This window comes from Phyllobacterium myrsinacearum, assembly GCF_014138285.1.
Taxonomy (GTDB): domain Bacteria; phylum Pseudomonadota; class Alphaproteobacteria; order Rhizobiales; family Rhizobiaceae; genus Phyllobacterium; species Phyllobacterium myrsinacearum_A.
In genome coordinates this window covers 398,579-421,019 of the sequence record NZ_JACGXN010000001.1, presented here as the reverse complement: position 1 = coordinate 421,019, position 22,441 = coordinate 398,579, and the positions used below count along the sequence as shown (strand labels likewise).

The 22,441-nt window shown below is 56.7% G+C and carries 27 protein-coding genes; 8 read left to right on the top strand and 19 right to left on the bottom strand.

Annotated elements, in window-relative coordinates; all coding sequences use genetic code 11:
* Positions 1-7: 7 nt before the first annotated feature.
* From FHW16_RS02200 to FHW16_RS02155, 10 genes are all read right to left on the bottom strand, one after another.
* Entirely contained in the window at positions 8-367 is a 360-nt protein-coding gene (locus FHW16_RS02200) for a GFA family protein (RefSeq protein WP_182547530.1), read from the bottom strand.
* Positions 368-384: 17 nt separating this feature from the next.
* Positions 385-690, bottom strand: coding sequence for a hypothetical protein (locus tag FHW16_RS02195; protein ID WP_182547529.1), 306 nt, complete (start codon positions 688-690; stop codon positions 385-387).
* Between the two features lie 100 nt (positions 691-790).
* Entirely contained in the window at positions 791-1,168 is a 378-nt protein-coding gene (locus FHW16_RS02190; RefSeq protein WP_182547528.1) for a hypothetical protein, read from the bottom strand.
* A gap of 280 nt (positions 1,169-1,448) precedes the next feature.
* Positions 1,449-1,742, bottom strand: a complete 294-nt coding sequence (locus FHW16_RS02185; protein WP_182547527.1) for a hypothetical protein — start codon at positions 1,740-1,742, stop codon at positions 1,449-1,451.
* Positions 1,743-1,821: 79 nt separating this feature from the next.
* On the bottom strand, positions 1,822-2,184 hold the full coding sequence (locus FHW16_RS02180) for a GFA family protein (RefSeq protein WP_182547526.1): 363 nt from the start codon (positions 2,182-2,184) through the stop codon (positions 1,822-1,824).
* Between the two features lie 136 nt (positions 2,185-2,320).
* A complete protein-coding gene (locus FHW16_RS02175; RefSeq protein WP_182547525.1) occupies positions 2,321-2,635 on the bottom strand; it encodes a cupin domain-containing protein in 315 nt (104 codons plus the stop codon).
* Positions 2,636-2,720: 85 nt separating this feature from the next.
* Positions 2,721-3,062 (bottom strand): hypothetical protein, encoded by a 342-nt coding sequence (locus FHW16_RS02170; RefSeq protein WP_182547524.1) that lies wholly within the window; start codon positions 3,060-3,062, stop codon positions 2,721-2,723.
* Between the two features lie 315 nt (positions 3,063-3,377).
* On the bottom strand, positions 3,378-3,623 hold the full coding sequence (locus FHW16_RS02165) for a hypothetical protein (protein WP_182547523.1): 246 nt from the start codon (positions 3,621-3,623) through the stop codon (positions 3,378-3,380).
* Between the two features lie 100 nt (positions 3,624-3,723).
* Entirely contained in the window at positions 3,724-4,224 is a 501-nt protein-coding gene (locus FHW16_RS02160; RefSeq protein WP_182547522.1) for a DUF2165 family protein, read from the bottom strand.
* A 131-nt stretch (positions 4,225-4,355) separates the two neighbouring features.
* A complete protein-coding gene (locus FHW16_RS02155) occupies positions 4,356-4,850 on the bottom strand; it encodes a hypothetical protein (protein WP_182547521.1) in 495 nt (164 codons plus the stop codon).
* A gap of 60 nt (positions 4,851-4,910) precedes the next feature.
* Between FHW16_RS02155 and FHW16_RS02150 the strand changes: the two genes are divergently transcribed.
* Positions 4,911-5,219, top strand: coding sequence for a hypothetical protein (locus FHW16_RS02150; protein WP_182547520.1), 309 nt, complete (start codon positions 4,911-4,913; stop codon positions 5,217-5,219).
* Between the two features lie 50 nt (positions 5,220-5,269).
* Here the strand turns inward: FHW16_RS02150 and FHW16_RS02145 are convergent, their stop codons facing one another.
* From FHW16_RS02145 to FHW16_RS02125, 5 genes are all read right to left on the bottom strand, one after another.
* Positions 5,270-5,521 (bottom strand): GlsB/YeaQ/YmgE family stress response membrane protein, encoded by a 252-nt coding sequence (locus FHW16_RS02145; protein WP_182547519.1) that lies wholly within the window; start codon positions 5,519-5,521, stop codon positions 5,270-5,272.
* 98 nt (positions 5,522-5,619) lie between these two features.
* On the bottom strand, positions 5,620-6,009 hold the full coding sequence (locus FHW16_RS02140; RefSeq protein ID WP_246711604.1) for a DUF930 domain-containing protein: 390 nt from the start codon (positions 6,007-6,009) through the stop codon (positions 5,620-5,622).
* Between the two features lie 141 nt (positions 6,010-6,150).
* Positions 6,151-7,008, bottom strand: a complete 858-nt coding sequence (locus tag FHW16_RS02135; RefSeq protein WP_182547518.1) for a class I SAM-dependent methyltransferase — start codon at positions 7,006-7,008, stop codon at positions 6,151-6,153.
* A gap of 40 nt (positions 7,009-7,048) precedes the next feature.
* On the bottom strand, positions 7,049-7,228 hold the full coding sequence (locus FHW16_RS02130) for a hypothetical protein (RefSeq protein ID WP_182547517.1): 180 nt from the start codon (positions 7,226-7,228) through the stop codon (positions 7,049-7,051).
* The gene (locus FHW16_RS02125) at positions 7,225-7,767 is read right to left on the bottom strand and encodes a GNAT family N-acetyltransferase (RefSeq protein WP_182548876.1); all 543 of its coding nucleotides are present in this window, start codon (positions 7,765-7,767) and stop codon (positions 7,225-7,227) included. The genes FHW16_RS02130 and FHW16_RS02125 overlap by 4 nt, the downstream gene beginning before the upstream one ends.
* Before the next feature lie 145 nt (positions 7,768-7,912).
* On the opposite strand from FHW16_RS02125, the gene FHW16_RS02120 reads away from it, so the two are divergent.
* Positions 7,913-8,677 (top strand): SDR family oxidoreductase, encoded by a 765-nt coding sequence (locus FHW16_RS02120; protein ID WP_182547516.1) that lies wholly within the window; start codon positions 7,913-7,915, stop codon positions 8,675-8,677.
* 427 nt (positions 8,678-9,104) lie between these two features.
* The gene (locus FHW16_RS02115; protein WP_182547515.1) at positions 9,105-9,500 is read left to right on the top strand and encodes a DoxX family protein; all 396 of its coding nucleotides are present in this window, start codon (positions 9,105-9,107) and stop codon (positions 9,498-9,500) included.
* 832 nt (positions 9,501-10,332) lie between these two features.
* On the opposite strand, the gene FHW16_RS02110 is transcribed toward FHW16_RS02115, so the two are convergent.
* Complete coding sequence (locus FHW16_RS02110; protein WP_182547514.1) at positions 10,333-11,868, bottom strand: PLP-dependent aminotransferase family protein; 1,536 nt, start codon at positions 11,866-11,868, stop codon at positions 10,333-10,335.
* Between the two features lie 105 nt (positions 11,869-11,973).
* Here FHW16_RS02110 and FHW16_RS02105 point away from each other — a divergent pair, with 105 nt between their 5' ends.
* Positions 11,974-13,158, top strand: coding sequence for an MFS transporter (locus FHW16_RS02105; RefSeq protein WP_182547513.1), 1,185 nt, complete (start codon positions 11,974-11,976; stop codon positions 13,156-13,158).
* Between the two features lie 27 nt (positions 13,159-13,185).
* Here FHW16_RS02105 and FHW16_RS02100 read toward each other — a convergent pair whose 3' ends face one another.
* Positions 13,186-14,394, bottom strand: coding sequence for a TIGR03862 family flavoprotein (locus FHW16_RS02100; protein WP_182547512.1), 1,209 nt, complete (start codon positions 14,392-14,394; stop codon positions 13,186-13,188).
* A gap of 243 nt (positions 14,395-14,637) precedes the next feature.
* Between FHW16_RS02100 and FHW16_RS02095 the strand changes: the two genes are divergently transcribed.
* Complete coding sequence (locus FHW16_RS02095) at positions 14,638-14,847, top strand: cold-shock protein (protein ID WP_162700345.1); 210 nt, start codon at positions 14,638-14,640, stop codon at positions 14,845-14,847.
* A 200-nt stretch (positions 14,848-15,047) separates the two neighbouring features.
* On the top strand, positions 15,048-17,003 hold the full coding sequence (locus FHW16_RS02090; protein WP_182547511.1) for an elongation factor G: 1,956 nt from the start codon (positions 15,048-15,050) through the stop codon (positions 17,001-17,003).
* Positions 17,004-17,045: 42 nt separating this feature from the next.
* Here FHW16_RS02090 and FHW16_RS02085 read toward each other — a convergent pair whose 3' ends face one another.
* A complete protein-coding gene (locus FHW16_RS02085; protein WP_182547510.1) occupies positions 17,046-18,575 on the bottom strand; it encodes an ABC-F family ATP-binding cassette domain-containing protein in 1,530 nt (509 codons plus the stop codon).
* A 77-nt stretch (positions 18,576-18,652) separates the two neighbouring features.
* Between FHW16_RS02085 and FHW16_RS02080 the strand changes: the two genes are divergently transcribed.
* Positions 18,653-19,081, top strand: coding sequence for a hypothetical protein (locus tag FHW16_RS02080; protein ID WP_182547509.1), 429 nt, complete (start codon positions 18,653-18,655; stop codon positions 19,079-19,081).
* A complete protein-coding gene (locus FHW16_RS02075; RefSeq protein WP_182547508.1) occupies positions 19,033-21,381 on the top strand; it encodes a tetratricopeptide repeat protein in 2,349 nt (782 codons plus the stop codon). The genes FHW16_RS02080 and FHW16_RS02075 overlap by 49 nt, the downstream gene beginning before the upstream one ends.
* Before the next feature lie 96 nt (positions 21,382-21,477).
* Here FHW16_RS02075 and FHW16_RS02070 read toward each other — a convergent pair whose 3' ends face one another.
* Complete coding sequence (locus tag FHW16_RS02070) at positions 21,478-22,269, bottom strand: hypothetical protein (RefSeq protein ID WP_182547507.1); 792 nt, start codon at positions 22,267-22,269, stop codon at positions 21,478-21,480.
* Positions 22,270-22,441 lie beyond the last annotated feature (172 nt).

The following is a 22,441-nucleotide window of genomic DNA, read 5'->3' as shown; positions in this document are numbered from 1 at the left end:
TCTTCAGCTAGTCGAGATAGGTCCAGGTGTCGGCGCCGTCGAAGTGACGAAGCGGCAGCCCTTCAATATCTGCGGGGTCTATCAACCCGGCATTGATGCCCATGCGGTCGGCATTCTCCTTGTCAGTGCTTTCCCAGTGGGTCACACAGCCGCAGGTCGGGCAATGATGCATCTCCAAGGTGCGGTCGCCCTGTATGTAGCCGACGGTGGTTCCGGCTCCCTTGGCAAAGGCGACCTGTTTCGGATGATAATAAGCCCAGGGACCGCCGATCCGCCGGCAGATAGAGCAGTTGCAGGATTGGAGGACGGCGGGGCGTTCGGCAAGTTCCAGACGGATGGCGCCGCAATGACAGGATGCTTCGATCATCGGTTCCTCCGTAATTTCTAAGACCTTTTGGCAAAAATGCGAGAGAGCAGGAGCATCATCGCAAATCCACCTGCAGCGGTGACTAGTATGTCCGGCAGGACGGAAAAAGCGAATGGGCCAACGCCGCCCAGCAGAACATAGGCGAGGGCGAGATTGACCCATCCCCACACGATATTCGTGGTTGCGGAACTTACCGTGCCGCCATGCAGTCGAACGAAGGGGGTGCGAAAAGATCTGCCACTGACACCGGAAACAAGATGCGGCACGGCATTGGCCAAGAATGCTCCGGCGAAAAAATGCGCGACATAAACATACCAGGCCATGGTCTTGCTCCCAGACAACATGATCCCTGTTGCGCGCACCTGGGCAACAGGGTGGTACTGTGAGTTTCTGGCGCAGCTACCAGCTGGTTACTGATGCGACTTACTGATGCGACCGGCCGGTTCCACCCTCATTCGATCTCAGATACAGACGACGACCTTCCGAGCCTCTCCATTCGGAACGCGGACGTCCGCTCCAGCCGGGACGATTACCGCGATCTGGTCGGCCGATGACACCGTTGTCACGCCGGTTCCAGTGGCGGCGGCCATAATCGCGCCGGTTGTAGTCCCTCCGGTAATAATTTCGTCCATAACGGGGACCGTCGTAAAAGGTCGACTGATAAATCCCGCCATAACCACCATAATAATTACCGTAGCCGCCATATCCCTCATAATAGGAACCACTGCCTTCGACGCACCCTGACAGGGCGAGGCCCGAAATCCCAATTACTGCAGCGACAACAAAAGATTTGATAGACATCGCATTTACTCCGAACGTCTCTATTTGACGCAAACAAGTTCAATGACGAATGGTTCCTTAAATTCCAACGGAACACCAGTAAAATTCAACTATAGAGCGTATCTTCGCAGTCACAATTCTCCCCGCTTCGTTATCAATCGTGTCTGGTATTTTGGTGCAGGTCTTTATGGAAGGTCCGTGATCTGCTGCCGATACGCTTGAAAACATGCTCTATTGAAACATAATTGAAACGTGCTCGCCAAAATCTGCTGCCGGATTGAATCAAACCGGCAGAATGCCGTCAGGACCGAATGCCCGGCCCTTTGTCTAGTATGGCGCACAGTTGCACGAATTCGGTAGCCTCGACGGGTGTATCACCATTGATGTAGATTCTGGATATATCCCGAAGCTGGGGGATTGCCATGCACGCGTGATCAACACTTGGATATTTGTGCTCGGTCGAAGCCAGATTATCGTCGAGGGTGAGTACGATTGTTTCTGCGTCACGATTGACATCAGATGGATCGATCACGGTCTGCTCCTGGTGCTTATTGACTTGCAGCCCCGATTTTACGGCAAACGGCAGTAATGCCAAGCACTGAAAAACCTCCGCTGTGGATAACCTGTTAGTCATCCTCCTGGTCAAAGGACATTTCGCAAGGCATCGCCGGCAACTAGGGAAGGGCAGATCGCAGCCATACCTCCTGCCGGGGTGCAAGCTGGGTGCGCTGGGACAGACACCCCACGCGCAGACCATAGCGAGAGGGATGCGGGTCGGTGCTGGTGGAATAGATCGGCGTGCCGCAATCGGCGCAAAACCCCTGCACCCGCTGCCTGCCGCTATCGGCCGTTTTTCTGTAGGTTCTGGGCTCGCCGGAGATGAAATGCAGGCTGCTTGCTGTTGCGGGAACGCTAACGCGGAATGCTGTTCCGGTCAGTCTCTGGCAATCGGTACAATGGCATATCGTGACCGAATCGGGATTTATCTCTGCTTCGAATTTGATCTTGCCGCAATGGCATGAACCATCCACTTTCATGGTGCGTCTCCATTGGAATCAAATGGCCATTACGGTTAACAGTGAAGATCAGCCGAAGTTCCGCCTGGCGGTCCAATTCCGCCATTCGCATGTCCTGCGTAATGTCTAATGGGATGCAAATATCAAATTCGTTCCGCTAGGCGACAAGCGCTTCGGGCTTTTTGATCTCAATCTCGACAAAGGCTATCGGGTGTGGCGAACCGTTCATGACGTCATGCCTGATACCCGACGGGCGCTGATAGGATTGGCCGGCAACAAGAGGAACATCGGTTATATCGGTTCCATTGTGAATCCGCAGGGTTCCATCCATGAGCATGACAACAAAGTAGGGCCATCCATGCTCGTGCCAGCCCGTGACCGCACCCGGTTGAAAATCCCAGCGGGTTATACGGACGGTGTCGTCATCCTGCTGAACGGTCGGTATTGCGGGGAGATCGCACTGGAATGCCACTTGTCATCTTCCTGATTGATATTGCGGTCGTCGGTTATCAATCCAATCGCGTCCGTGGCTGGAAAGCAAGTGGCTTGAGCTGCGCTCACAGCCCGCGGCTGCAGGTTTCGACTGTGCTCTTCTGCTGCTGCTCGCGTACTGCCGCTGCCACATTCAGTCCGACGAACAGACACATGCCGAAACATATTATCGCCACAGCCAGATTGACCGGTTTTTGCAGAGCCCGCACATTCAGGACCAGACCCGTGCCGTACACAAACAGGATTGGTACGGTAAAGAAAAGCACCTGAAGCGGACCGTCGCAATCCACGCCGTCGATCCCTTGCGCCTTATATTCATTGACCGGCAGCGTGGCCGCCAGAAAGGCCAGCGGCATCACCGCAACAAGTATGACATATCCCAGCCATTTCAGACGAATGCTTGTCATGGGCGCCATTGTTTCAGGGAGTACGCAGCGGATCCTGAAGGGAGTGCTGCGGTATTTGTCCAGGCCTTGAGTCTTTTCTGGAAAACAGGGTGAGGGTGCCTAGAAGGGCAAACAGAACGACAAGTACGCCGATCACAAGGCATTTGTGTCTCATCAAGCATCTCCATTGTGACGTTGACGTAACAGTGGACTGGTTTTTTGGCAGCAATCGGGTGAGCGGTCAAATTTCTAACACGGCTATCCCAACAAAATACAGTTCAGACGTAAAAAAGCCCGGCAGTATTGATATGCCGGGCTTCGGTTTATTGCCGGATACTAGCGGCAGACACGAACCTTCTTGACGATGATCCGGCCATGAACACGGTGGCGTTCGGTCCGGACAAAGCAGTGGCGATTCGCCTTGCGATTGTGATGACGGTAACCCGGCCGGTAATCGACGTTCTGACGAACGGTTTCAGCGCTTTGTGCCAGTGTTCCGGAGAACGGGGCCGCCTGCGACGGGGCGTTGAAAGCCACAATTGATGTGAGGGCAATCGCGGTGGCGATGATCAGGTTTTTCATTTCAATCCTCTGAGCTGTTGACCATGACACAATACATGGACCGCAAGCTCTGTTCCGGCATTACAAAAATTTTAGGTTTCGCGGCGGCAAATCCGATCTTCTAGTCCGTGGTTTCGCCATCCGGCATGGTCACGAAGATCAGCACGGCGATGATCGTGATGAAAAAGCGGAATGCTGATTCGATGCCATTCCAGGTCTGCGACATCCACATTCCGAACCATTCGCCACCGATCGAAAGAAACGCCACCTGCCAGACCAGAAAGCCAAGCGCGAGACCGCCAATGGCCCATTTCTTCGACCGGTTGAATGCGCGGGCATCGCCGCCCACGCGGCCGATCATGTTGAAAGTACCGATCCAGCAAAGCACAGCTGTCAGAGTCTCGGCTGCGATGATCAGTATATAGAAGGCGTTGTGTAGTGCCGGGCTATTTATCGCCCGGTATTTGATGGTCGCATCCGGGAAGATCGTATCCATCAGCAGCACATGCTGGACAAAGGCAAAGTTGGAGCCGTAATCGGTGATATTGCCAAAGGCCACCAGGGTGGCGAAGAAGGCGATTGCCGCGACAAAAGCGGTTTTGCTCAGGCGAGTGATAAGCATCGAACGTCCCTCGTGGCTACATGTCTTGTGGCCAGAGTGTGTCATTTCATGGTTAACGGCGGCTTATGACACTGCCCCGGATGGACCGGTATGGCCGCCATTTTTGATGCGGCTCCGGAATTCCTCCGAATTTACGATTCCAGCAGATCGTTCTGCGCATCCTCAGTCAGATTGATTGCAAACGTGCCAATCGACGTCTTTCCCTTGGCAAAGGCGAGGACAGACAAGAGGCTCGTCACCAACGCAGGATCTTCGGCTTTCGGATAGATTTGCAACGCGAGTGTGGCCATGTCGATCCATGCCCGTTCATAGTCGTCCATCAGCCAGTCCGGAACCGGCGGATTGCGATCGTTGTTCAGCCGCGCTTCTTCAATGGTTGCAACAAGGGCAAAAGCGTTCCAGTCGTTGAGCTTGAGCTGCCAGGCGATCCGGACAATCTCGGGAACGGAGGCATAGGCGGCCGTATCCACATCCCGCTTGTACAGCAGGTTGTCCCATAATTCCTCCCAGGCGAGGGTGAAATCACCCTGCTCCAGCGCCTGAAGTGCCTCGGATGGATTGTAGAGGTCACGATACCCGCTGCGCAGCGTGTACCAGCGTTCATCGGTCCATGCCAACAAACTCATGTTTGTCCCCTGCAAACGTTTACCGAGCTAATCAATCGTGTCGCTGCTGTGAATGCAAGCATGTCCAACATTGGATCGACAAGAATTATTCTCCCGAAGCTCGATCCTAAAACGGCCTTGACCAACGTCGCTCAGGGCGCGGCTGTCGAAGGCTTCCCGGGTGTATCGGTTGATAAATCGCTGGGAGCAGTTTCTGCCTTTCAGGAGGGATCGGGAGCCAGCGTTCCGCCAAAATTGCGTTTGGTCGTCCGTAAATCGGGCAAGGGCAGCCGCATTGATGTTGTATTCATCATTCATCCGGAATGGGTAGCGCCGGAAAGCACCACGCGCAACGGAATGTGCCGGGTTGTTGCTTCGGTAAACGGCTGAGATGCTGAGGAAAACGGTCCGGCTGCGGTGACGCAGCCGGCCGGAAAATATCAGCGGCGAACCGCGCGCCCGACGGCGATCAGGATACAGGCGCCGATAAAGCCGGCAATGAGATAGCCGATCCAGCCCGTGAGTATGACGCCGAACACTGACAGGATGGCATTGGCAAGGACCGCGCCGACAATACCCAGAATGATATTCATGAAGATACCGTGGTCGCTCTTCATGAACATTTCCGCCAGCCACCCGGCCAAGCCGCCGATAATAATGGCCGCAATCCAGCCCACGCCTGCAGTTCCCATATCAATTCCCTCCGTTGTGAACATTCACGACGATTGAAACGACGGATCAGGCTATTTGTTCCGCGGGTGCTTCCAGATTCAAGAAAGTGTCTGAAGACTCACGGAACCAGATAATGCTGATTCCACTCATTCTTGGGAACCTTGTCGCCAATGCGATATTTGAAGGCAACAATTTCCATATTGTCTTCGTTCGTCATGCATTTGAACGCCAGATGATACCATTCACCGCGGCTGCGAAAGGCTGCCCCGCGTGACTTGATTGCATGCTGATCCACCTTTGGGTCAGCAAAAGCGTAAGCGAGCACCTTGTCCGGATTATAGCCGTTCTGATCCTTGCGGATGCGTTCCATCGCTTCGACATCGCAACGCTGTTCCAGTCGTGTCTGCAGATCGAGTTTCTCTAGACCGGCCTCCATCCGCGTGTCCATCGCCGATGCGGATTGCAGGGAAAGGGCAAAGATCGCGAACATGAGCGCTGGCTTTTTCATGGATGGGGTCGGCCTTCTATATCTGCCGACGGACAGTGCCCTTGGCAGCGATGTTGAGGAATCAAACCGTGAGGTCTGCTTTTCGAATCGCGGGGACAGGAAATTTGCCCAAAGAGGCGGCAATGTCAAAAGCTGCGGCGTTCACACCTGCGTGCGGCGGGCGGTCACGATCCATGTGCCCGTGCCGATGAACACACCGTCCGGCGTTTGATAAGCCTCAAGTGCCTGCCGCACAGCGTCCCAGGCGCCATCCTCCCTGTCCGGGAACTGCTTGATGTGTTCACCGACAAAGCCGATGTGCAGAATGCTGAGGACTTCATCGCTATCACCGCCGCCGGTCTTGAGATCGAGCGGGGTAACGTCAATATCCGTAAAGCCAGCCGCTGCAAGAACCTTGTGAAGGCGCTCCGGCTTTGCGAAGGCAAAGGCACCCGGACCTGTCCCCGGCAGATCGGGTGCGGGAACGCCGTTGGCATTTGCAACCTGAATCGGCATTTCGAACCATTCAACCTCTCGCCGGTCCCGCCAGCAAGCGAAGGCAAGTCGTCCGCCAGGCTTCAGCGCCTTTCCCAGATTGGTGAACGCGGCAACGGGATCATCAAAGAACATCACGCCAAAGCGCGAGAACAGCCCGTCAAACTGAGCGGGTTCGAACGTATGTGTCTGAGCATTGGCCTCGACGAAATGGAGGTTACCCAAGCCTTCATCTGAGGCGTGGCTGCGACCAGCGGCAAGCATGGAAGGAGAAACATCAACGCCCGTCACACTGCCATCGGGACCAACCGCGCGGGCAAGTGCCAGTGCGGTGTGACCGCAGCCGCACCCAACATCCAGAAAGGTTTCACCTTTTTGGGGCGCAAGAGCCTTGATCGCCTGTTCACCGATGGGCGCAAGCATACGCTCCAACGGGCCTTGCAGAGTAATCCAGTTATGCGACCGGCTGTCGTCCCAGACACCCGGCGTTCCGGTTTCAGACTCGGTGACTTCAGGGTCAGACATGGACAATCCTTGCTGTTGGGCGGCGTGCCGGTATTCCCGGCTATTCATCCGTGCTGAGATCAAGATCGGCAAGTTCTTTTTCGCCGGCGGCCTGCGCTTCCTGCTCGGTCTTGTAGGGGCCGATCTGCGGACCAGCCTCACCATCAACCGTAAGCACGTAGTACCAGCTCGTATCGTTCTTCTGCCGCACGCTCACATGACAGGTCTGTTCATTGCTCATGTCGTTTCTCCTGCCGGCGGAGCACTCATTTCATAGAGCACATGGCGGCACAGCGGATGGTCTTTCGGCAAGTTTGGATGGTCGAATTCGCCCGTTTTGTGCATGCCCAGCCGTTGCATCAGGCCCCAGGATGCAGTGTTGGCGGGCGTGGTGAAGCTGACGATGCGATCAAGTTTCAGCGTCTGGAACCCGTAATTCAGCACGGCTTCCGCCGCTTCGCGGGCAAGGCCCTTGCCCTGCCACGGTGTCGAAAGCCGCCAGCCAATTTCCACCGCCGGGGTAAAGAATGCTTTCCAGGGGATATGAGCGAGCCCGCACATACCAATCAACGCACCGCTCTGGCGTTCTTCCAATGCCCAGAACCCCCAGCCATTTTCGGCAAACTGCGCATCGATGCGGTCAAGCATGGCGTCGGAACCCTCGCGCGTCAGCGGCATGAGGTAACGCCGGACGGCAGGTTCGCTGTTGAGTGCAAAGAACGGCGCACGATCTTGCGGACGCCAGGGGCGTAGTCGAAGCCGGGGAGTCTCTGGTTGCATGTCGTGATTATGGAAGTGATGCCTGATGCCGTCAAGCATTGGCCGCTGCAGGTTTCGGGTGGGCGCGCCGCAGCAACTGTGACCATCAATGGTCTCGCGGATGCCCATCGGCATGTCCGCCCTATGAGATTCGAGAGGCAGAAAAATGAACAGTCTGATCGGGAAAACCGCCATCGTCACCGGTGCAAGTTCGGGTATTGGCTATGAAACGGCCAAACTGTTTGCCCGCGAGGGTGCAAGCGTTGTTGTCGCGGCGCGCCGCGGGGAGGAATTGGATAAACTTGTAGCGGAGATCACCTTGGATGGCGGCAAGGCTATCGCGCTGGCTGGTGATGTCAGCGAGGAGACCTATGCCAAGGCTTTGGTGGATTTGGCCGAAGAGAAGTTCGGCGGGCTGGATATTGCTTTCAACAATGCCGGCACCAATGGCGAGATGGGTCCAACGCCCGATGTTTCGCTTGCCGGCTGGCAGCGGACCCTCGATGTCAACCTGACGGCGGCTTTCCTTGGGGCAAAATACCAGCTACCGGCCATGCAAAGGCGTGGCGGCGGCTCGTTGATCTTTACGTCGACATTCGTGGGGTACACCGCGGGTATGCCCGGGACCGCCGCCTACGCAGCCAGCAAGGCTGGCCTTATCGGCTTGATGCAGGCGCTGGCAGTGGAGTTTGGTCCGCAGGGTATCCGCGTCAATGCCCTGCTGCCGGGCGGGACGGCTACTCCGCTGGCGGAGGCGTGGGTGGACACGCCGGAAAAACGTGCCTTTGTTGACGGCATGCATGCCTTGAAGCGCCGAGCCCAGCCGATCGAAATCGCCCGTTCCGCGCTTTATCTTGCCTCGGAAGCCTCAAGCTTTACCACTGGTTCGGCCATGCTGGTGGATGGCGGCGTATCCATTAACCGCACGTAGGGGTACGGGCACTCAAAAATCATGGCAAATGCACAGGGTTTCAAGCTCTTGAACATATGTTCTTCGTACATACATTTCCCGGATAAAGTCACAGGATATTTACCGGACATTTCTGGGTATATTACGCTATTTCGTTGACAGGATAGCCTGCAGGATAAATGTAAGCATGCTGATGGTAAGTGAGCGATCTGTTGATACCTGGTCCCCCAAAGACGAAAGTGCCCCGGATCGTATACTGTCAGCAGAGGCTCGGTGCTCTCCATGGTAGTGACATGCAATGGCCGGTGTCGAGCCTCACAGCTTCTGTATTCAACGCATAAGATGTGTGTGGACGGCGCGTTGATTGCGCGCGCCGTCGGCCGGTTGGCATTGCGTTTCACAGTGAAGCCAGACATTCTCTAGCCTCCAACGTTCTTAGCGAGGCAACATGATCTCTCGAGTTGAACTTGAAACGGTGTGGGCGCCGCGGCTGTTGTCGGTCCTCCGCATCATTACGGCGTTGCTGTTTGTGGCGCATGGCACCTCAAAACTGTTCGGCTATCCCATGGCGATGGACCCGAGCCCCAATCTGATGTCACTGATCGGCGTCGCAGCTATCCTTGAGCTTGTCGGCGGCATACTTCTCGCATTGGGTCTTTTCACGCGGCCTGTGGCGTTCCTGCTTTCGGGCGAGATGGCGGTGGCCTATTGGATGGCCCATGCGCCGCAGGGCTTTTTCCCGATTATCAACCACGGCGAAAGCGCCGTGCTGTTCTGCTTTGTCTTCCTCTATCTGGCTGCTGCAGGCCCAGGAAGCTGGAGCGTCGACAAAGCCCGCGGATAGAGCGTTCGCATCTTGAGACTGCAACGCAAATACGGCTATGGGCCTTATTCGTTGGATCGGGGAGCTTTTGCCTTGCCGGTTCTTTGGCCGGACGTCTGAAGCCGCATTTACGCGTCGTTAAGCATGCAAGCTTATCCTTGGGGGCTTGGAGGGCATTTAACCCTCGTTGAATTTGAAGGCTGGTCCCATGCTAAGTGATAACGACAACGACAGTATCTGGACTGATTTTGTCTGCCGCACCTGTGCTTTGGCAATCTTCATGATTGGCGTTGCGATCCCGGTTGCATTCAAACTGTTTCTCTAGATCGAGCCTTAAAGGCATCATTGCCGATTTGTAATTTGACCCGGCAAGGTCTGAGCATCAACATGGCGATGCTGGTTTGTCGTGGGGCCAGCACGAGACTCGATGGTCGTCTGTCCTTCAAAATATCAGATGCCGTCGGGTCTCTCCAAATTTTGCATATAATTACTTCAAGTTTTACTTTCAGAAACGCCGTTAAGGTTACTCTCAATAGAGCTATTCTAAAGTTCAACAGAAAAGAGCATAAGAAGCGTCTCTCATAAAATGTCAAAAGACTCTGTGAGGAGACCACTGTTGTGCGAGCAAAGATTACTTACGTCGATCCGCAAAATTACAAAAGCAAGATTGTTGTTCAGGCGTATGGGCGCAGCGAGCCTGCCCAGGCGCATCTGTTGGCGACCATGCGCCGCATACGTCGGCGTATGCGGATGAAATTGCTCGTCCTGAACAGGGCCTGATTGCCGACTTATCCGGATATCCAGACCCTGTGCGCTGCCAGTGGCAAGACAGGCTGTCGCAGCCAACGACGACTCAGGGCGTGATCATCTTCTGCAAGGGCTGCATTGAGCCGGCACCCGTTCGAGCCACCTCATCGAGTGCTGCCCGCAGCCGTGCCGTGGCGGATTCCGCTTCGCCTGATGTCAGCGCGGAAAAACCCAGAAGCAGCCCGTCGCGCGGCTTCGTGGAAACATGCATTGGTGAAACCGGCATCACCTTGACGCCACGAGCCGCACAGGCGGATGCAACCAAATGGTCTCCCTGCCACGTTCCGGTGCTGCGGCCGACAAGATGAATGCCCTGATGCGGGAGCGTGACCGTCAGATGATCGGCAACCTGCTCTTGCAGCGTTGCAACCAGCAGGTCGCGCGATTTGCGGTAGCTTTCCCGCAGGCGCCGCAGATGGCTGGAAAAATAGCCCTCCGTCAGGAAATCAGCCAGGACGCTTTGCTGGAAGGGAGGCGGGAAGCGGTCAAGGAAGGGGCGTACGGCGGCAAACGCCGGGACGAGATCACGCGGCACAACGGCATAGCCCACACGGAAACTGGGCAGGAGCGCCTTGCTGAACGTGCCGAGATAAATGACGCGATCATTTTCATCCAGCCCCTGAAGTGATGCCAGCGGTCGGCCATTATAACGGAACTCACTGTCGTAATCGTCCTCGATGATCCAGCTGTGATTATCCCGCGCCCAATTGAGCAACGCAAGACGCCGCGGCAGCGACATGGCCGCGCCTGCGGGATATTGATGGGACGGTGTAACATAAATCGCCCGGACCCCGTCGGACAGCTGCGGCAGCAACGAAGTCTGCAAGCCGTTTTCGTCGACCTCTACTCCGGCCAGTTCAGCGCCATTCAGCGCGAATGCATGACGCGCGCCGGGATAACACGGGTCTTCCGTCAAAATCCGGTCACCCGGTGTCACCAGGGTTCGAGCCACCAGATCAATGGCCTGTTGTGTGCCTGAGGTGATGAAAATCTGGCTGGCATCGCAACGGACGCTGCGCGAAGCCGTCAGGTAGGCCACGATGGCTTCGCGCAGGTTTTCCTGGCCCTGTACATGGCGGTAGTGGTCGCGGCTGAAATTCAGATGACGTGCCGAAAGCCTGCGAAGCAGGGCGCTCGTTCGTTCGTCGTGCACCACGCGCCCGGTGACGAATGGCACCTGCGTACTGGTATCAAAGCTGCCTGCACAAGCAAGGGCGTTCCGGGCCGCACTGGAAATGGTGCGTTCCGCCTGTTTCTGCTGCCGGGGTTTTTCGGGCTTCTCGTGCTGCGCGGGAATGCTGGTTGCAACGAATGTACCGGCGCCATGTACGCCGTGCGCATAACCCTCGGTGATGAGGATGTCATAAGCCTCCGCAACCACGCCGCGCGAAAGCTCCCATTCCATGCTGGCGAGTCGCGTTGAAGGCAGGCGCGACGCGGGAGGTATCTGGCCGGTCAGAATCGCCTTGCGAAGCGACAGATACAGTTGGCGCACCACGGGGGAGGCCTTGGTCCTGTCAATGAACGGCTGGAATGAATGCACCGGACTTTCACGCCGGCGCACTTTACGGGGAACTGCCATTTCTTCTCCCAAGTGGTCCATCTCGTTAGTGTAAAGTGGACCTGTATTTTACGCGGGATTACGGTTTTTATAAAGCCACTTTTCCTCCGTATATGAGATAAAACCATGCGCCTCACCACTGCAATGTTTCTGTTTCTGGGCACTTTGTTGACGGCTGCCGGTTATGGCGCCACATTTCTGCTCAACGATTATTTCCACACGCTCGGCGGCAATGAAGTCGATACGGGGCTGGCACTTGCGGCCGCGATGATTGGCACATTCGTCGGCGTCCCGCTTGTTGGCTGGTTTTCCGGCCGGATAGGCGCTGCAAATCTGGCAGCCTGCGGTGCTTTGAGTGTCGCTGCGGGATTTGTTTTCTTTACGATGCTGACGGCGATCACGCCGCTGATCGCCGTTGGCGGATTTCTTATCGGTCTGGGCTGGGGCGCATTTTATCTTGCAGCGCCCATGGCGGTTATTGAAAGAACGAATGATGCGGATCGCGCGCTCTGGTTCAACCGGTTTGGCGCATTCCAGATGGCGGGCATCGGCGGCAGTCCCATTTTGGCCGACTTCGCCATTCGCACGCTGCACTTCCCGACAGTCACGACATTCCTGATTGTCGGCGGCATTGCCGTTGTTGCCGCGGTCCTGCTTGCGGCATTCGAGCGGGTGGCTGCGGCAGTGCGCCCGGCCAGCGGATCGCGCCGCTGGCTACGCGATTTTCCTGCCATCAGCCGTACGGCAGCGATTTATCCCATTGTCATGGTTGCCCTTGGCGCCTGCGTCTTTTCCGGCATCCTGACATTTCAGACCGCGCTGGTGGCTGGTACGGCGGCACACGCAAGCACGTTCTTTGCCATTTATGCGGTTACGGTGGTCCTGTCACGCTGGCTGCTCGCACCGCTGGTTAACCGGGCGCCCAGGGAAACCAGCGCGCAAGTCCTCCTTTTCATCATGGTCCTTGGTATCATTGCCATGTTTGCAGTGCCGGTGAGTCCCGTGTTTCACATGCTCGCCGCACTTCTGCTCGGGATCGGTTATGGGCTCGTCTACTCGATCATTCAGACTCAGGCGGTCAATGACTCACCTGCCGAACATCGCCCAGCTGCACTGACGTGGTTCGTCCTGTCTTACTTTGTCGGAATATTCGGCTTCCCATCGCTCGGCGGGTGGATGCTGGTCCACGCGGGCAAGAGCGGACTTTTGCTTTTGATCCTGATATGCGGGTTGGCGGAGCTGGCGCTTGCCATGCGGCGTGCCTGGCTCGGGAGCGCCCCTTCGATGGTGGCGAACGAGATCGGGCGCTGACAGCCGGAGTTTGGTCGGAAAAACGGTCTACCGGTTCAACCAGGCTTCCATGCCTTCCGCCGCAGCTCGGCCGGTAGCGAGGCAGGCTGTGAGGAGATAGCCCCCGGTAGGCGCCTCCCAATCCAGCATTTCCCCGGCGACGAAAACGCCGGGAACCGCCTTCAGCATGTAGCCATCGTCGACGGAATCCCAGGCAACGCCACCTGCCGAGGAAATGGCTTCCGCGATGGGGCGAGGGCGCAACAGGGTGAGTGGCAGCGTCTTTATACATATCGCAAGACGCTCCGGATCGGTGAGATCGGCCGCTTCCGCAAAGCGCCGCAGCAAGGCGGATTTCACACCGTCGATCCCCGCGCCCTTGCGCAGGCGGTTGGCAAAACTTGCCTTGCTGTCCTGCCGTGCCAGATCGCGTGCCAACCGCTCGACCGTTCGTCCCGGTGCAAGGTCAAGTTTGAGTGCGGCGCTGCCCTCGCTTGCCATCTGATCACGCAGGCTGGCCGCATGGGCGTATATCAGGCTGCCCTCCACCCCCGTCTGCGTGATGACGAACTCGCCGGAAAACGTACCCGCACCGGATGTGGCAGTCACGGATTTCACCGGTTCACCGGCAAACCGTTCCCTGAAACTGTCATCCCAGTCCGCGTCGAAACCGCAATTGGCCGGACGCAGCGTGTTGACCTCGACGCCGCTCTCGCTCAACGGCTGGGACCATGCTCCATCCGACCCGAGTCGTGGCCAGCTGGCTCCGCCAAGCGCCAGCAGCGCCGCGTCACATTCAATGATTTTTGTCCCGTCAGGTGTTTCGAATGTAAAGCCGTTTCCCGCAAAGCCCGTCCAGCGATGCCGGGTCAGAATGGTCACTCCCTGCGCTTCAAGCCGGCGCAACCATGCGCGCAGCAGCGGTGAGGCTTTCATTGCCCTCGGAAATACCCGGCCGGATGAACCCGTGAATGTTTCGGTGCCAAGCCCTGCGGCCCAGTCTTGCACGTGCGCGGGGGTAAAACGATCAAGAGCCGGGCGCAAACGGGCTGACGCAGCGCCGAAACGGTTGACGAAACGGCTGTAGTCTTCCGAATGGGTGATGTTCAGGCCGGATTTTCCCGCCAGCAGAAATTTGCGGCTGACGGTTGGCATTGCATCGTAAACTGTCACACCATGCCCAGCGGCGGACAATACCTCTGCAGCCATGAGGCCTGCGGGTCCGCCACCGATGATTGCGATTTGTTTGCTCTGCATGTGTTTATCCGACGACCGAAACATTGCGGCCACTCATGGCCCGGACGCACCGCGAGCGCAAGGCCACAGGCCCCGGCAAAGGTTGCGAAATCGGGCCTTGGCGTGCCATTGTAATAAAACAGTTGCAAGACACGTTAACACTTTCACGTATATGGGCTTTACGGCTTCTATAAAAAATCGTTACAAGGGTGCGTCGTGCACTTTGCGCGGCGTCTCGATACATCTGCCCTACGGAGGTTCATTATGGCCACAGGCACAGTTAAATGGTTTAATTCTACAAAGGGCTTCGGCTTCATTCAGCCTGAAGATGGCGGTGCAGATGTATTCGTACACATCTCTGCAGTTGAACGCGCAGGTCTGCGTGATCTCAACGACGGCCAGAAAATCAATTACGAACTGGTGCGCGACAAGAAGTCGGGCAAAATGTCAGCGGATCAGCTGAGCGCCGCTTAAAGCGGTTGCCAGCGGGATCACCCTCGGGTGGTCCACGATGACAGATCAGAATGAAACAGGCCGGATGCAAATCCGGCCTGTTTCTTTTCTGCTGCTGGAAACGTGCCGGCAGATCAAGAAAAACATCGCCACTCTGGCGCTTTTGGCCGTGTTGAGGCATCCTGTCTGCGAGACTTTGATCGTAGCAGGGGAGGACGCGAATGCGCTGCTTTACGGTACTTGGACCCTCGCAGACCGGAAAATCCACACTCGTGGAAAAACTCGGCGCGCTGGAGGGCGCGCCAAAGAAGTCGGTCTCGCCCTACGGGCTTAATCTGACGGAATTCACCTTCGGAAAAGAAATATGGTGCGCGCTGGATACCCCGGGGGCAAATGAAGCCCTTGCCCATGCGCAAGATGCACTTATGGCGAGTGACGCCTGTATTCTTTGCGTTTCTCCGGCCCCGGAAGAAGCGGTGCTGGCCGCTCCTTACCTCAAAGTTATTGAAGCGTCTGGAACGCCATGTATCCTCTTTGTCAATCGCATCGATGAGCCGAGAGGCCGCGTGCGGGATGTGATTGCGGCTCTGCAGGGTTATTGCAGCCATTCCCTTGTTCTGCGGCAGATACCAATCCGTGAGGGCGACAAGGTTGTCGGCACGTGCGATCTGATTTCGGAACGGGCCTGGCGCTATCGCGAGGGCCAGACATCCGCCCTGATCGAAATACCGGAAAGCGAGCTTGAGCGCGAACACGAGGCGCGTGCCGAGCTGTTGGAACATCTGTCTGAATTCGATGACTGGCTGCTGGAAGAACTGATTGAAGATCGTGAACCGCCCAGCGATGCGGTCTTTGCCATTTCATCGCGTGTTCTGCGAGAGAACAAGATTATTCCGGTCCTGCTCGGGGCAGCCAGCCACAGCAACGGCATACTGCGGCTGATGAAGGCGCTGCGCCATGAAGCGCCGCCGGTTGACGCTCTGCGCAAGCGTCTTGCCGCTGCCAGCAGCACGCCGGAAAATGCACTGGCGGCGATCAGCTTTCACGCCTATCACCGCCAGAATATCGGCAAGACTGTACTGATCCGGGCTCTGAAAGACGGCCTAAAGCAGGGGGCTTTGCTTGGCGGCGGACGTCTCGGGCCGGTGCAGGACCCTGGAACCGGCCGTCCCACGGCGTCAGGAACCGCTGCACCAGGTGATGTTTTCAGCACGGTCAAATCAGATCATCTGCCGGTGCCTGCGCTGTTGACGTTGGATGGCGTTATAGCGGCGCCGGAATGGACGATGCCGCCAACGCCGATGCTGGAGCGTATCCTCGTTCCCGAAAGCGAACGGGACGAGACAAAACTCTCTGAAACATTGGCGAAACTGGTGGAAACGGATCGCGGGCTCAGGGTTGCGCAGGAAGAGGGCACCGGGGCGCAGCTTGTCAGTGCCCAGGGGCCGGTGCATCTGCGTGATCTGTGCAAAACCCTGTCCGAGGTGTTCCACGTCAATGTCAGTGATCGTATGCCCAGCCCGGTCTACAGGGAAACCATTTCCAAACCGGCCGAGATTCACTACCGCCATCGTAAGCAGACGGGCGGTGCCGGCCAGTTTGCCGACGTGAAACTGAGCGTGCATCCCAACGGACGGGGCGAGGGTTTCTCCTTCGCAGAAACCGTCAAGGGCGGGGCGGTACCGCGCAATTACATACCTGCGGTGGAAGCAGGTTCGCGCGAGGCGATGGAACGGGGACCGCTGGGCCTTCCCGTCATTGATGTCGGCGTCATGCTGACTGATGGCCAGCATCACTCGGTCGACAGTTCGGAATTCGCCTTCCGGGCCGCGGCGAAAATGGGCGTCCGGCAAGCACTTTCGGAAGCGGCGGCCGTGTTGATGCAGCCGGTCTTCCGCATCGAGATTCACATTCCGTCAGTCTACTCAGGCAATCTCGTGCCCATCGTTTCCGCCTTCAAGGGGCAGGTGCTTGGTTTCGACCGGGACGACAATACCAAGGGTTGGGATGTTTTCCGGGCAATGATTCCCGGCAGTTCACTGGATGAGCTGGCGCGCGCCTTGCGCTCGGCTACGCAGGGCATCGGCAGTTTTTCCAAGGCCTTCGATCACTTCGAGGAGCTTTACGGCAAGGAAGCGGATGCCATTGTCACGGCCCATGCCGCGCACGCCCACTGAAAGAGTTCCGGGCCGTCTCTGTGAGGCGGCCCGGAATTGATATCAGGATGCGGTGCCGCTGACGGAAGCAAGAAACGCTTCCGGGCTTTCCACCTCCACGAGACGGCGTTTCTCGATCAGCCAGAACCGGTTGCCGACGGCCCGGACAAAGCTGCGGTCGTGCGAGACCAGCAGACAGCTTGCCTCATGCGCCATCAATTCGGACTCCAGCGCTTCCTGCCCGTCAATATCCAGATGGTTGGTCGGTTCATCCAGCAGGTAGAAGTTCGGATTGGCAAGCCGCAGCACCAGCATGCCCAACCGCGCCTTCTGTCCACCCGATAGCACGCTGTTCGGCTTGTTCTGGATATCGATGCCAAGCCCGGCGCCGGCCAAAAGGGTGCGCGTGCGCTGGTCGCCAATATCGAAGCGCCGGCTGATCGTGTCGAACGGCGTGTCCCGATCCGGCAGGTCGGCAAGTGCCTGGTCGCCATAGCCAAGGACGAGCGAAGGCGTCGCCTTGACGGTTTCCGGTGAGGTCAGCGGTTCGGTGATCGCGCGCCTGATCATGCCGACGAGACGTGATTTACCCGTGCCATTGGCACCCAGAAGCACGATCCGGTCGCCCTGACAGATCCATTTCCTGCCGGTCTTGAACAATGGCGTTCCATCCGGCGTCTCGACGGAGGCATCATCGAGTGTCACCAGCACCTTTGCGTGCGTGCCGCTATTGGCAAGCCTGATCGCTCCGGCAGAGCGCTCCAGATGCGCGGGACGCGCGGCATCTTCCAGCTTTTCCGCTCGCTCCTTCAGTTGCTTTGTCTTGACAACCAGCAGGTCGCTGCCGGAATTGATACCGATATTGTTGAGCTTGGCCGCCTGCTGGCGCAATTGCTGCGCCACCTTCATGTCGCGCTCGTAGCGGCGTGCTTCGGCCGCATCGAACTCATCCAGCGCTACCCGCGCCCTTGTATAGGGCAACGCAAAGGCATGGGAGTTTTCCGGCCGCAGGAACAGGGTCCTGTTGGTGGTTGCATCAAGAAAGGCCCTGTCATGGCTGCAGATCACCACCGGCACATCGCGCGGCAGATTGTTGAGCCAGTCTTCCAGTTGCGCGATCTTGGCAAGGTCAAGATGGTTGGTGGGCTCATCCAGCAAAAGCACATCCGGATCGGTGACCCAGACGTGGGCAAGCAGGGCAAGCCGTTGCCAGCCGCCGCTGAGCTGGGCGAGCGTACGCTCGTACAATGCGTCCGGCACATCGAGCGAGGCCAGCACAACGTCGACGCGCCAGCTTTCCGTCTCCTTCTGCTCGGCGGGCAGGGCCTGCAGCACCATGTCGTAGAATGATGTGTTGAGCAGATTGTCCGGTACGGTCTGTTCGACATAGCCGATGCGCAGGCCGCGTGCGCGCGTTATGTCGCCTGTGGTCGAATCAAGCGTTCCCGCGAGGCAGCGCAAAAGGGTGGATTTGCCGCGACCATTGGCGGCCACGATGCCGATTCGATCACCAGCGCCGACAACGAGGTTGAGATTTATAAAAAGCGGGGCTCCAAGGGTAACGCCAAGGTTTCTTACATTGATGAGTGCCATGTTCAATCTCTGGTCTGCCGGGCCGTGTGCAACGACGCAATTCTCTCATGCTGTCGTATAGTGCACGCGATGATCAAATGATCATCCTGGCTCGGTGGGTTGTGATGATGCGCAAAGCGGCTCGAACAATTGAGCTTGGCGCTGCGCGACCACGAAGGGCAGACCTGGAATGGGTATGGAAAAGCTGTTTCCGGTCAGCCCTGCAAACGTATCTGCAGGGCGTTGACGGGGCCACGCTGGCGATGATGCCGGAAGAACGTATTCATGCGCAGCCCTCCTTTCCTGAATTGAGCTGGTTCTCCCATAGCATTCGCGGGAACAGCTTTCAATCTCCTTCACTATGGTATGCAACGACAAAAGATTACTTGGAAATTTTGATGATTACTGTCTTTCCGAAGTCCAATTCGGCATGCATTATAGAATGGGGGTACTGCAAAAGCAGTTTCAAGGGGATTTCATGCGGGGCGGCAGACTTTTACTGGTGTCTGGATTTCTGTTTGGCCTGAGCGCGCATGCCTGTGCGAACGAGGCAGCCGGCCCGTTTAAAAATGGCGCATACCCAACGGAAATCGACCTTCTGCTTGGTATGGCCGAGAAGGGAGATGCTAGCGCACAACACAAGCTTGGCAGCCGCTATGATGAAGGTGGCCTGGTACCCGAGAACGATGCCGAAGCGGCAAAATGGTATCGCAAGGCGGCTGATCAGGGCATGGCCAAGGCTCAGCTTGATCTGGGGGTACTGTACGAGCATGGTTCCGGCATCGCACAAGACAAGGCCGAGGCTGTCCGCTGGTATCGCAAGGCGGCCGAGCAGGGTTACGCCAAGGCGCAAAGCTATCTCGCTGATATGTACGATAACGGTACGGGCATTGAACAGGATAGTACGGAAGCGGTCCGATGGTATCGGAAGGCGGCCGGGCAAGGATTGGCCGAAGGGCAGAATAGTCTTGGCGTCATGTACGACAATGGTACAGGCATTCGGCGGGACTACGTTGCGGCTGTCAAATGGTACCGCAAGGCGGCCGATCAAGGCAATGCGAATGCCCAGTCGAATCTGGGTCTGAAGTATGAGTTTGGTCAAGGCGTCGTCAAGAATCTGGCTGAAGCGGTTCATTGGTACCGGAAAGCTGCGGAGCAGGACCTGGCCGACGGGCAGTATAACCTTGGCAGTATGTACGCTGAGGGAACGGGTGTTGAGAAAAGTGATCTCGAGGCCGTCCGCTGGTACCGCAAAGCTGCCGAGCAAGGGTATGCAAAAGCGCAGAACAATCTTGGCGTCATGTATTCCCACGGGTATGGAGTGGGCAAGGATGCAGCACGGGCCGCCGAGTGGTATCGCAAGGCCGCTGAGCAGGGAAACAGTTTCGCGCAGAACAACCTCGGTAACATGTACGACAGGGGCGAGGGTGTAGCAGCGGACAAGGCCGAAGCCGCCGGATGGTATCGCAAAGCCGCCGATCAGGGCCATGTCGCAGCGCAAAACAACCTTGGCGACTCGTACTATTATGGATCTGGTGTTGCCCAGGACATGGCCGAAGCCGCAAAATGGTACCGCAAAGCAACGGAGCAAAACAACTCGGATGCACAATATAATCTTGGCTATCTCTACGATCTGGGAGAGGGTGTCGCTCAGGATTATACGGAAGCCATCAGATTTTATCGCAAGGCAGCCGAGCAAGGAAACGGTTCGGCTCAAACCAGGCTTGGGTTGAAATACCAAAATGGCGAAGGTGTAACCCGGGACCTCGCCAAAGCACGCCGCTGGTACGGCAAAGCGGCAGAGCGGGGATTTGACGATGCCCAGTTTGGTCTCGGGTATCTCGACGCTGCCGGAGACCCCGCGAAACCGGACTACCAGTCTGCGTTGAAGTGGTATCAGAAGGCGGCGAACCAAGGAAATGCCAAGGCACAAAACAATCTTGGCAGGTTATATGATGAAGGAAACGGTGTTCCGAAGGACTTGCGCCTTGCTATCGATTGGTACCGAAAGGCTGCCGATAAAGGGAGCGCTGTCGCGCAAAACAATCTCGGTTACAAATATTACCGTGGTGAGGGAATTCTAAAGAGCCTGTTTGAATCTGCCAAATGGTATCGCAAATCTGCCGAACAAGGCTATGCCGATGCGCAGTACAGTCTCGGCTACATGTATGAACACGGCGAAGGCGTTCTGAAAAATCCGGTTGAAGCCTTGAAGTGGTATCGCAAGGCAGCTGAACAAGACCAGGTGGACGCTCAATACAGGCTCGGTGTGCTGTATTATGAACGAAAAGACACGGTGCAGGGCCAAACAGAGGCTGCCATCTGGTTGAAGACGGTTGCACAGAGCTTCACCGTATCCGCGACAACGTTCGGGAGGTCTGATCCGATACTCATGGGCATCACGCCGGATCGTGCCGAAGCACTGAAATGGTTTCGCAGGGCGGCCGAGCAAGGCAATTCCGATGCACAGTACAAACTCGGTCTTATGTATGCACGCGGACAAGGCGTCACCGAAGATAAGGTTGAAGCGGCCAGCTGGTTCCGCAAAGCAGCAGCACAGGGTTCTGCCGACGCACAATATCGCCTTGGCGTAATGTTTGCATCCGGACAAGGGGTGGCCAAGGACACAAGCGAAGCAACCAAATGGTTCCGCAAGGCCGGAGAGCTTGGCAATGCCAAGGCTCAATACAGCATGGGACTTGTCTATGAAGAGGGAAGCGGCTTGAACCCGGACAGGACGGAGGCGATCAAATGGTATCTGAAGGCAGCAAGGCAGGGCCATGCCAAAGCCCGTTTGAAACTGTCAACAATGGGTGCGGGTAACTAGGCCGTACCCCCATAAATCTGATGGAAATGGCCTCATACCATTTCAATCAGATTTATGGCTATACGACCTAACCCGCTCGACAGGCTCCGGAGAGCGTCAATCCTTGGAAACCAGGAAAAAGGCCTGCTTACCCTGAATACCCGCAAGATTGCCGCCATGGCCTTCCTTGGTGCACAGCGCAATAGCCTCGATATAGCGATTCGCCATAACCGTAGTCGGCGGATTGAGCAGGAATGGCACGGCTTTCCAGTTGTAGAATGTCAGAGCCACCAGATTGTGCGTTTTCGGGATCAGCGATTTGGGATCCTTGAACAGGTTGGAAACCAGATTGAAAATGCCAATCGACTCGCGGCTTGGTGTCATCAGAGTGCCGGTTGTAATGCCGACAGCGCCGCGGAACTGGTCCAGCCCGTCTGAATCTTTCCAGTAGGGTCCCTTGAAAATCGGCACTCCGATCTCGCCGTCAATCAGCGGTGTTCCCGGCACCGGTCCGATCGGTTCGCCGGTGGAAGGCAGTTTTGCCAGCTCGTTGGACCCTTTGACCTTGAAATCCTTGACCTTGACGCTGAGGACACTGAAGCCGAACGTGATCCCTATCGTTCCGCCCAGACCGCCTCCTGTGAACGTTGTCTGTTCACCGGTTTTCCTGTTGATCATGGGAATGGTTATGCGCCCGAGACTGACACCCAGTTTGGCTACCGGCGTGCTGACTGAAACCCCATACTCCTTGGCATCGATCAGGTTCCAGTCGGTTCGCTTGTCATTGATGGAGGAAGCATAATTCTGGACCTCCTGCCGCTGCCGGTTGAATTCGTCCTGTTGCCTGTAGGCTTCCTGCATCATCCCGGCACGGGCAGCGGCGGAAAATCCAAAATCACTCGGGCCCATGGTTTCTCCTGTAAGACACGTTGGTCCAAAGATTAAAATTTTTTGTTGTTCTTACCGCACTGTGCAACAAAAATTGAAGACAGAAAACCCGTAGATTAATAAGAATCTCATGTTTATTTGTTTGAAAATCATGGCTGACGATACAGTGACAAGCGCCGGAATCTGCGATTGT

What these genes read in the sequence shown, in the direction of transcription:
- FHW16_RS02170 (WP_182547524.1), bottom strand. Translation starts at nt 3,062, where the DNA reads ATGACAAGCATTCGTCTGAAATGGCTGGGATATGTCATACTTGTTGCG.
- FHW16_RS02200 (WP_182547530.1), bottom strand. Translation starts at nt 367, where the DNA reads ATGATCGAAGCATCCTGTCATTGCGGCGCCATCCGTCTGGAACTTGCC.
- FHW16_RS02155 (WP_182547521.1), bottom strand. Translation starts at nt 4,850, where the DNA reads ATGAGTTTGTTGGCATGGACCGATGAACGCTGGTACACGCTGCGCAGC.
- FHW16_RS02140 (WP_246711604.1), bottom strand. Translation starts at nt 6,009, where the DNA reads ATGAAAAAGCCAGCGCTCATGTTCGCGATCTTTGCCCTTTCCCTGCAA.
- FHW16_RS02160 (WP_182547522.1), bottom strand. Translation starts at nt 4,224, where the DNA reads ATGCTTATCACTCGCCTGAGCAAAACCGCTTTTGTCGCGGCAATCGCC.
- FHW16_RS02080 (WP_182547509.1), top strand. Translation starts at nt 18,653, where the DNA reads ATGATCATCCTGGCTCGGTGGGTTGTGATGATGCGCAAAGCGGCTCGA.
- FHW16_RS02150 (WP_182547520.1), top strand. Translation starts at nt 4,911, where the DNA reads ATGTCCAACATTGGATCGACAAGAATTATTCTCCCGAAGCTCGATCCT.
- FHW16_RS02105 (WP_182547513.1), top strand. Translation starts at nt 11,974, where the DNA reads ATGCGCCTCACCACTGCAATGTTTCTGTTTCTGGGCACTTTGTTGACG.
- FHW16_RS02190 (WP_182547528.1), bottom strand. Translation starts at nt 1,168, where the DNA reads ATGTCTATCAAATCTTTTGTTGTCGCTGCAGTAATTGGGATTTCGGGC.
- FHW16_RS02110 (WP_182547514.1), bottom strand. Translation starts at nt 11,868, where the DNA reads ATGGCAGTTCCCCGTAAAGTGCGCCGGCGTGAAAGTCCGGTGCATTCA.
- FHW16_RS02120 (WP_182547516.1), top strand. Translation starts at nt 7,913, where the DNA reads ATGAACAGTCTGATCGGGAAAACCGCCATCGTCACCGGTGCAAGTTCG.
- FHW16_RS02125 (WP_182548876.1), bottom strand. Translation starts at nt 7,767, where the DNA reads ATGCAACCAGAGACTCCCCGGCTTCGACTACGCCCCTGGCGTCCGCAA.
- FHW16_RS02075 (WP_182547508.1), top strand. Translation starts at nt 19,033, where the DNA reads ATGCGGGGCGGCAGACTTTTACTGGTGTCTGGATTTCTGTTTGGCCTG.
- FHW16_RS02135 (WP_182547518.1), bottom strand. Translation starts at nt 7,008, where the DNA reads ATGTCTGACCCTGAAGTCACCGAGTCTGAAACCGGAACGCCGGGTGTC.
- FHW16_RS02180 (WP_182547526.1), bottom strand. Translation starts at nt 2,184, where the DNA reads ATGAAAGTGGATGGTTCATGCCATTGCGGCAAGATCAAATTCGAAGCA.
- FHW16_RS02070 (WP_182547507.1), bottom strand. Translation starts at nt 22,269, where the DNA reads ATGGGCCCGAGTGATTTTGGATTTTCCGCCGCTGCCCGTGCCGGGATG.
- FHW16_RS02100 (WP_182547512.1), bottom strand. Translation starts at nt 14,394, where the DNA reads ATGCAGAGCAAACAAATCGCAATCATCGGTGGCGGACCCGCAGGCCTC.
- FHW16_RS02165 (WP_182547523.1), bottom strand. Translation starts at nt 3,623, where the DNA reads ATGAAAAACCTGATCATCGCCACCGCGATTGCCCTCACATCAATTGTG.
- FHW16_RS02130 (WP_182547517.1), bottom strand. Translation starts at nt 7,228, where the DNA reads ATGAGCAATGAACAGACCTGTCATGTGAGCGTGCGGCAGAAGAACGAT.
- FHW16_RS02095 (WP_162700345.1), top strand. Translation starts at nt 14,638, where the DNA reads ATGGCCACAGGCACAGTTAAATGGTTTAATTCTACAAAGGGCTTCGGC.
- FHW16_RS02145 (WP_182547519.1), bottom strand. Translation starts at nt 5,521, where the DNA reads ATGGGAACTGCAGGCGTGGGCTGGATTGCGGCCATTATTATCGGCGGC.
- FHW16_RS02090 (WP_182547511.1), top strand. Translation starts at nt 15,048, where the DNA reads ATGCGCTGCTTTACGGTACTTGGACCCTCGCAGACCGGAAAATCCACA.
- FHW16_RS02115 (WP_182547515.1), top strand. Translation starts at nt 9,105, where the DNA reads ATGATCTCTCGAGTTGAACTTGAAACGGTGTGGGCGCCGCGGCTGTTG.
- FHW16_RS02085 (WP_182547510.1), bottom strand. Translation starts at nt 18,575, where the DNA reads ATGGCACTCATCAATGTAAGAAACCTTGGCGTTACCCTTGGAGCCCCG.
- FHW16_RS02195 (WP_182547529.1), bottom strand. Translation starts at nt 690, where the DNA reads ATGGCCTGGTATGTTTATGTCGCGCATTTTTTCGCCGGAGCATTCTTG.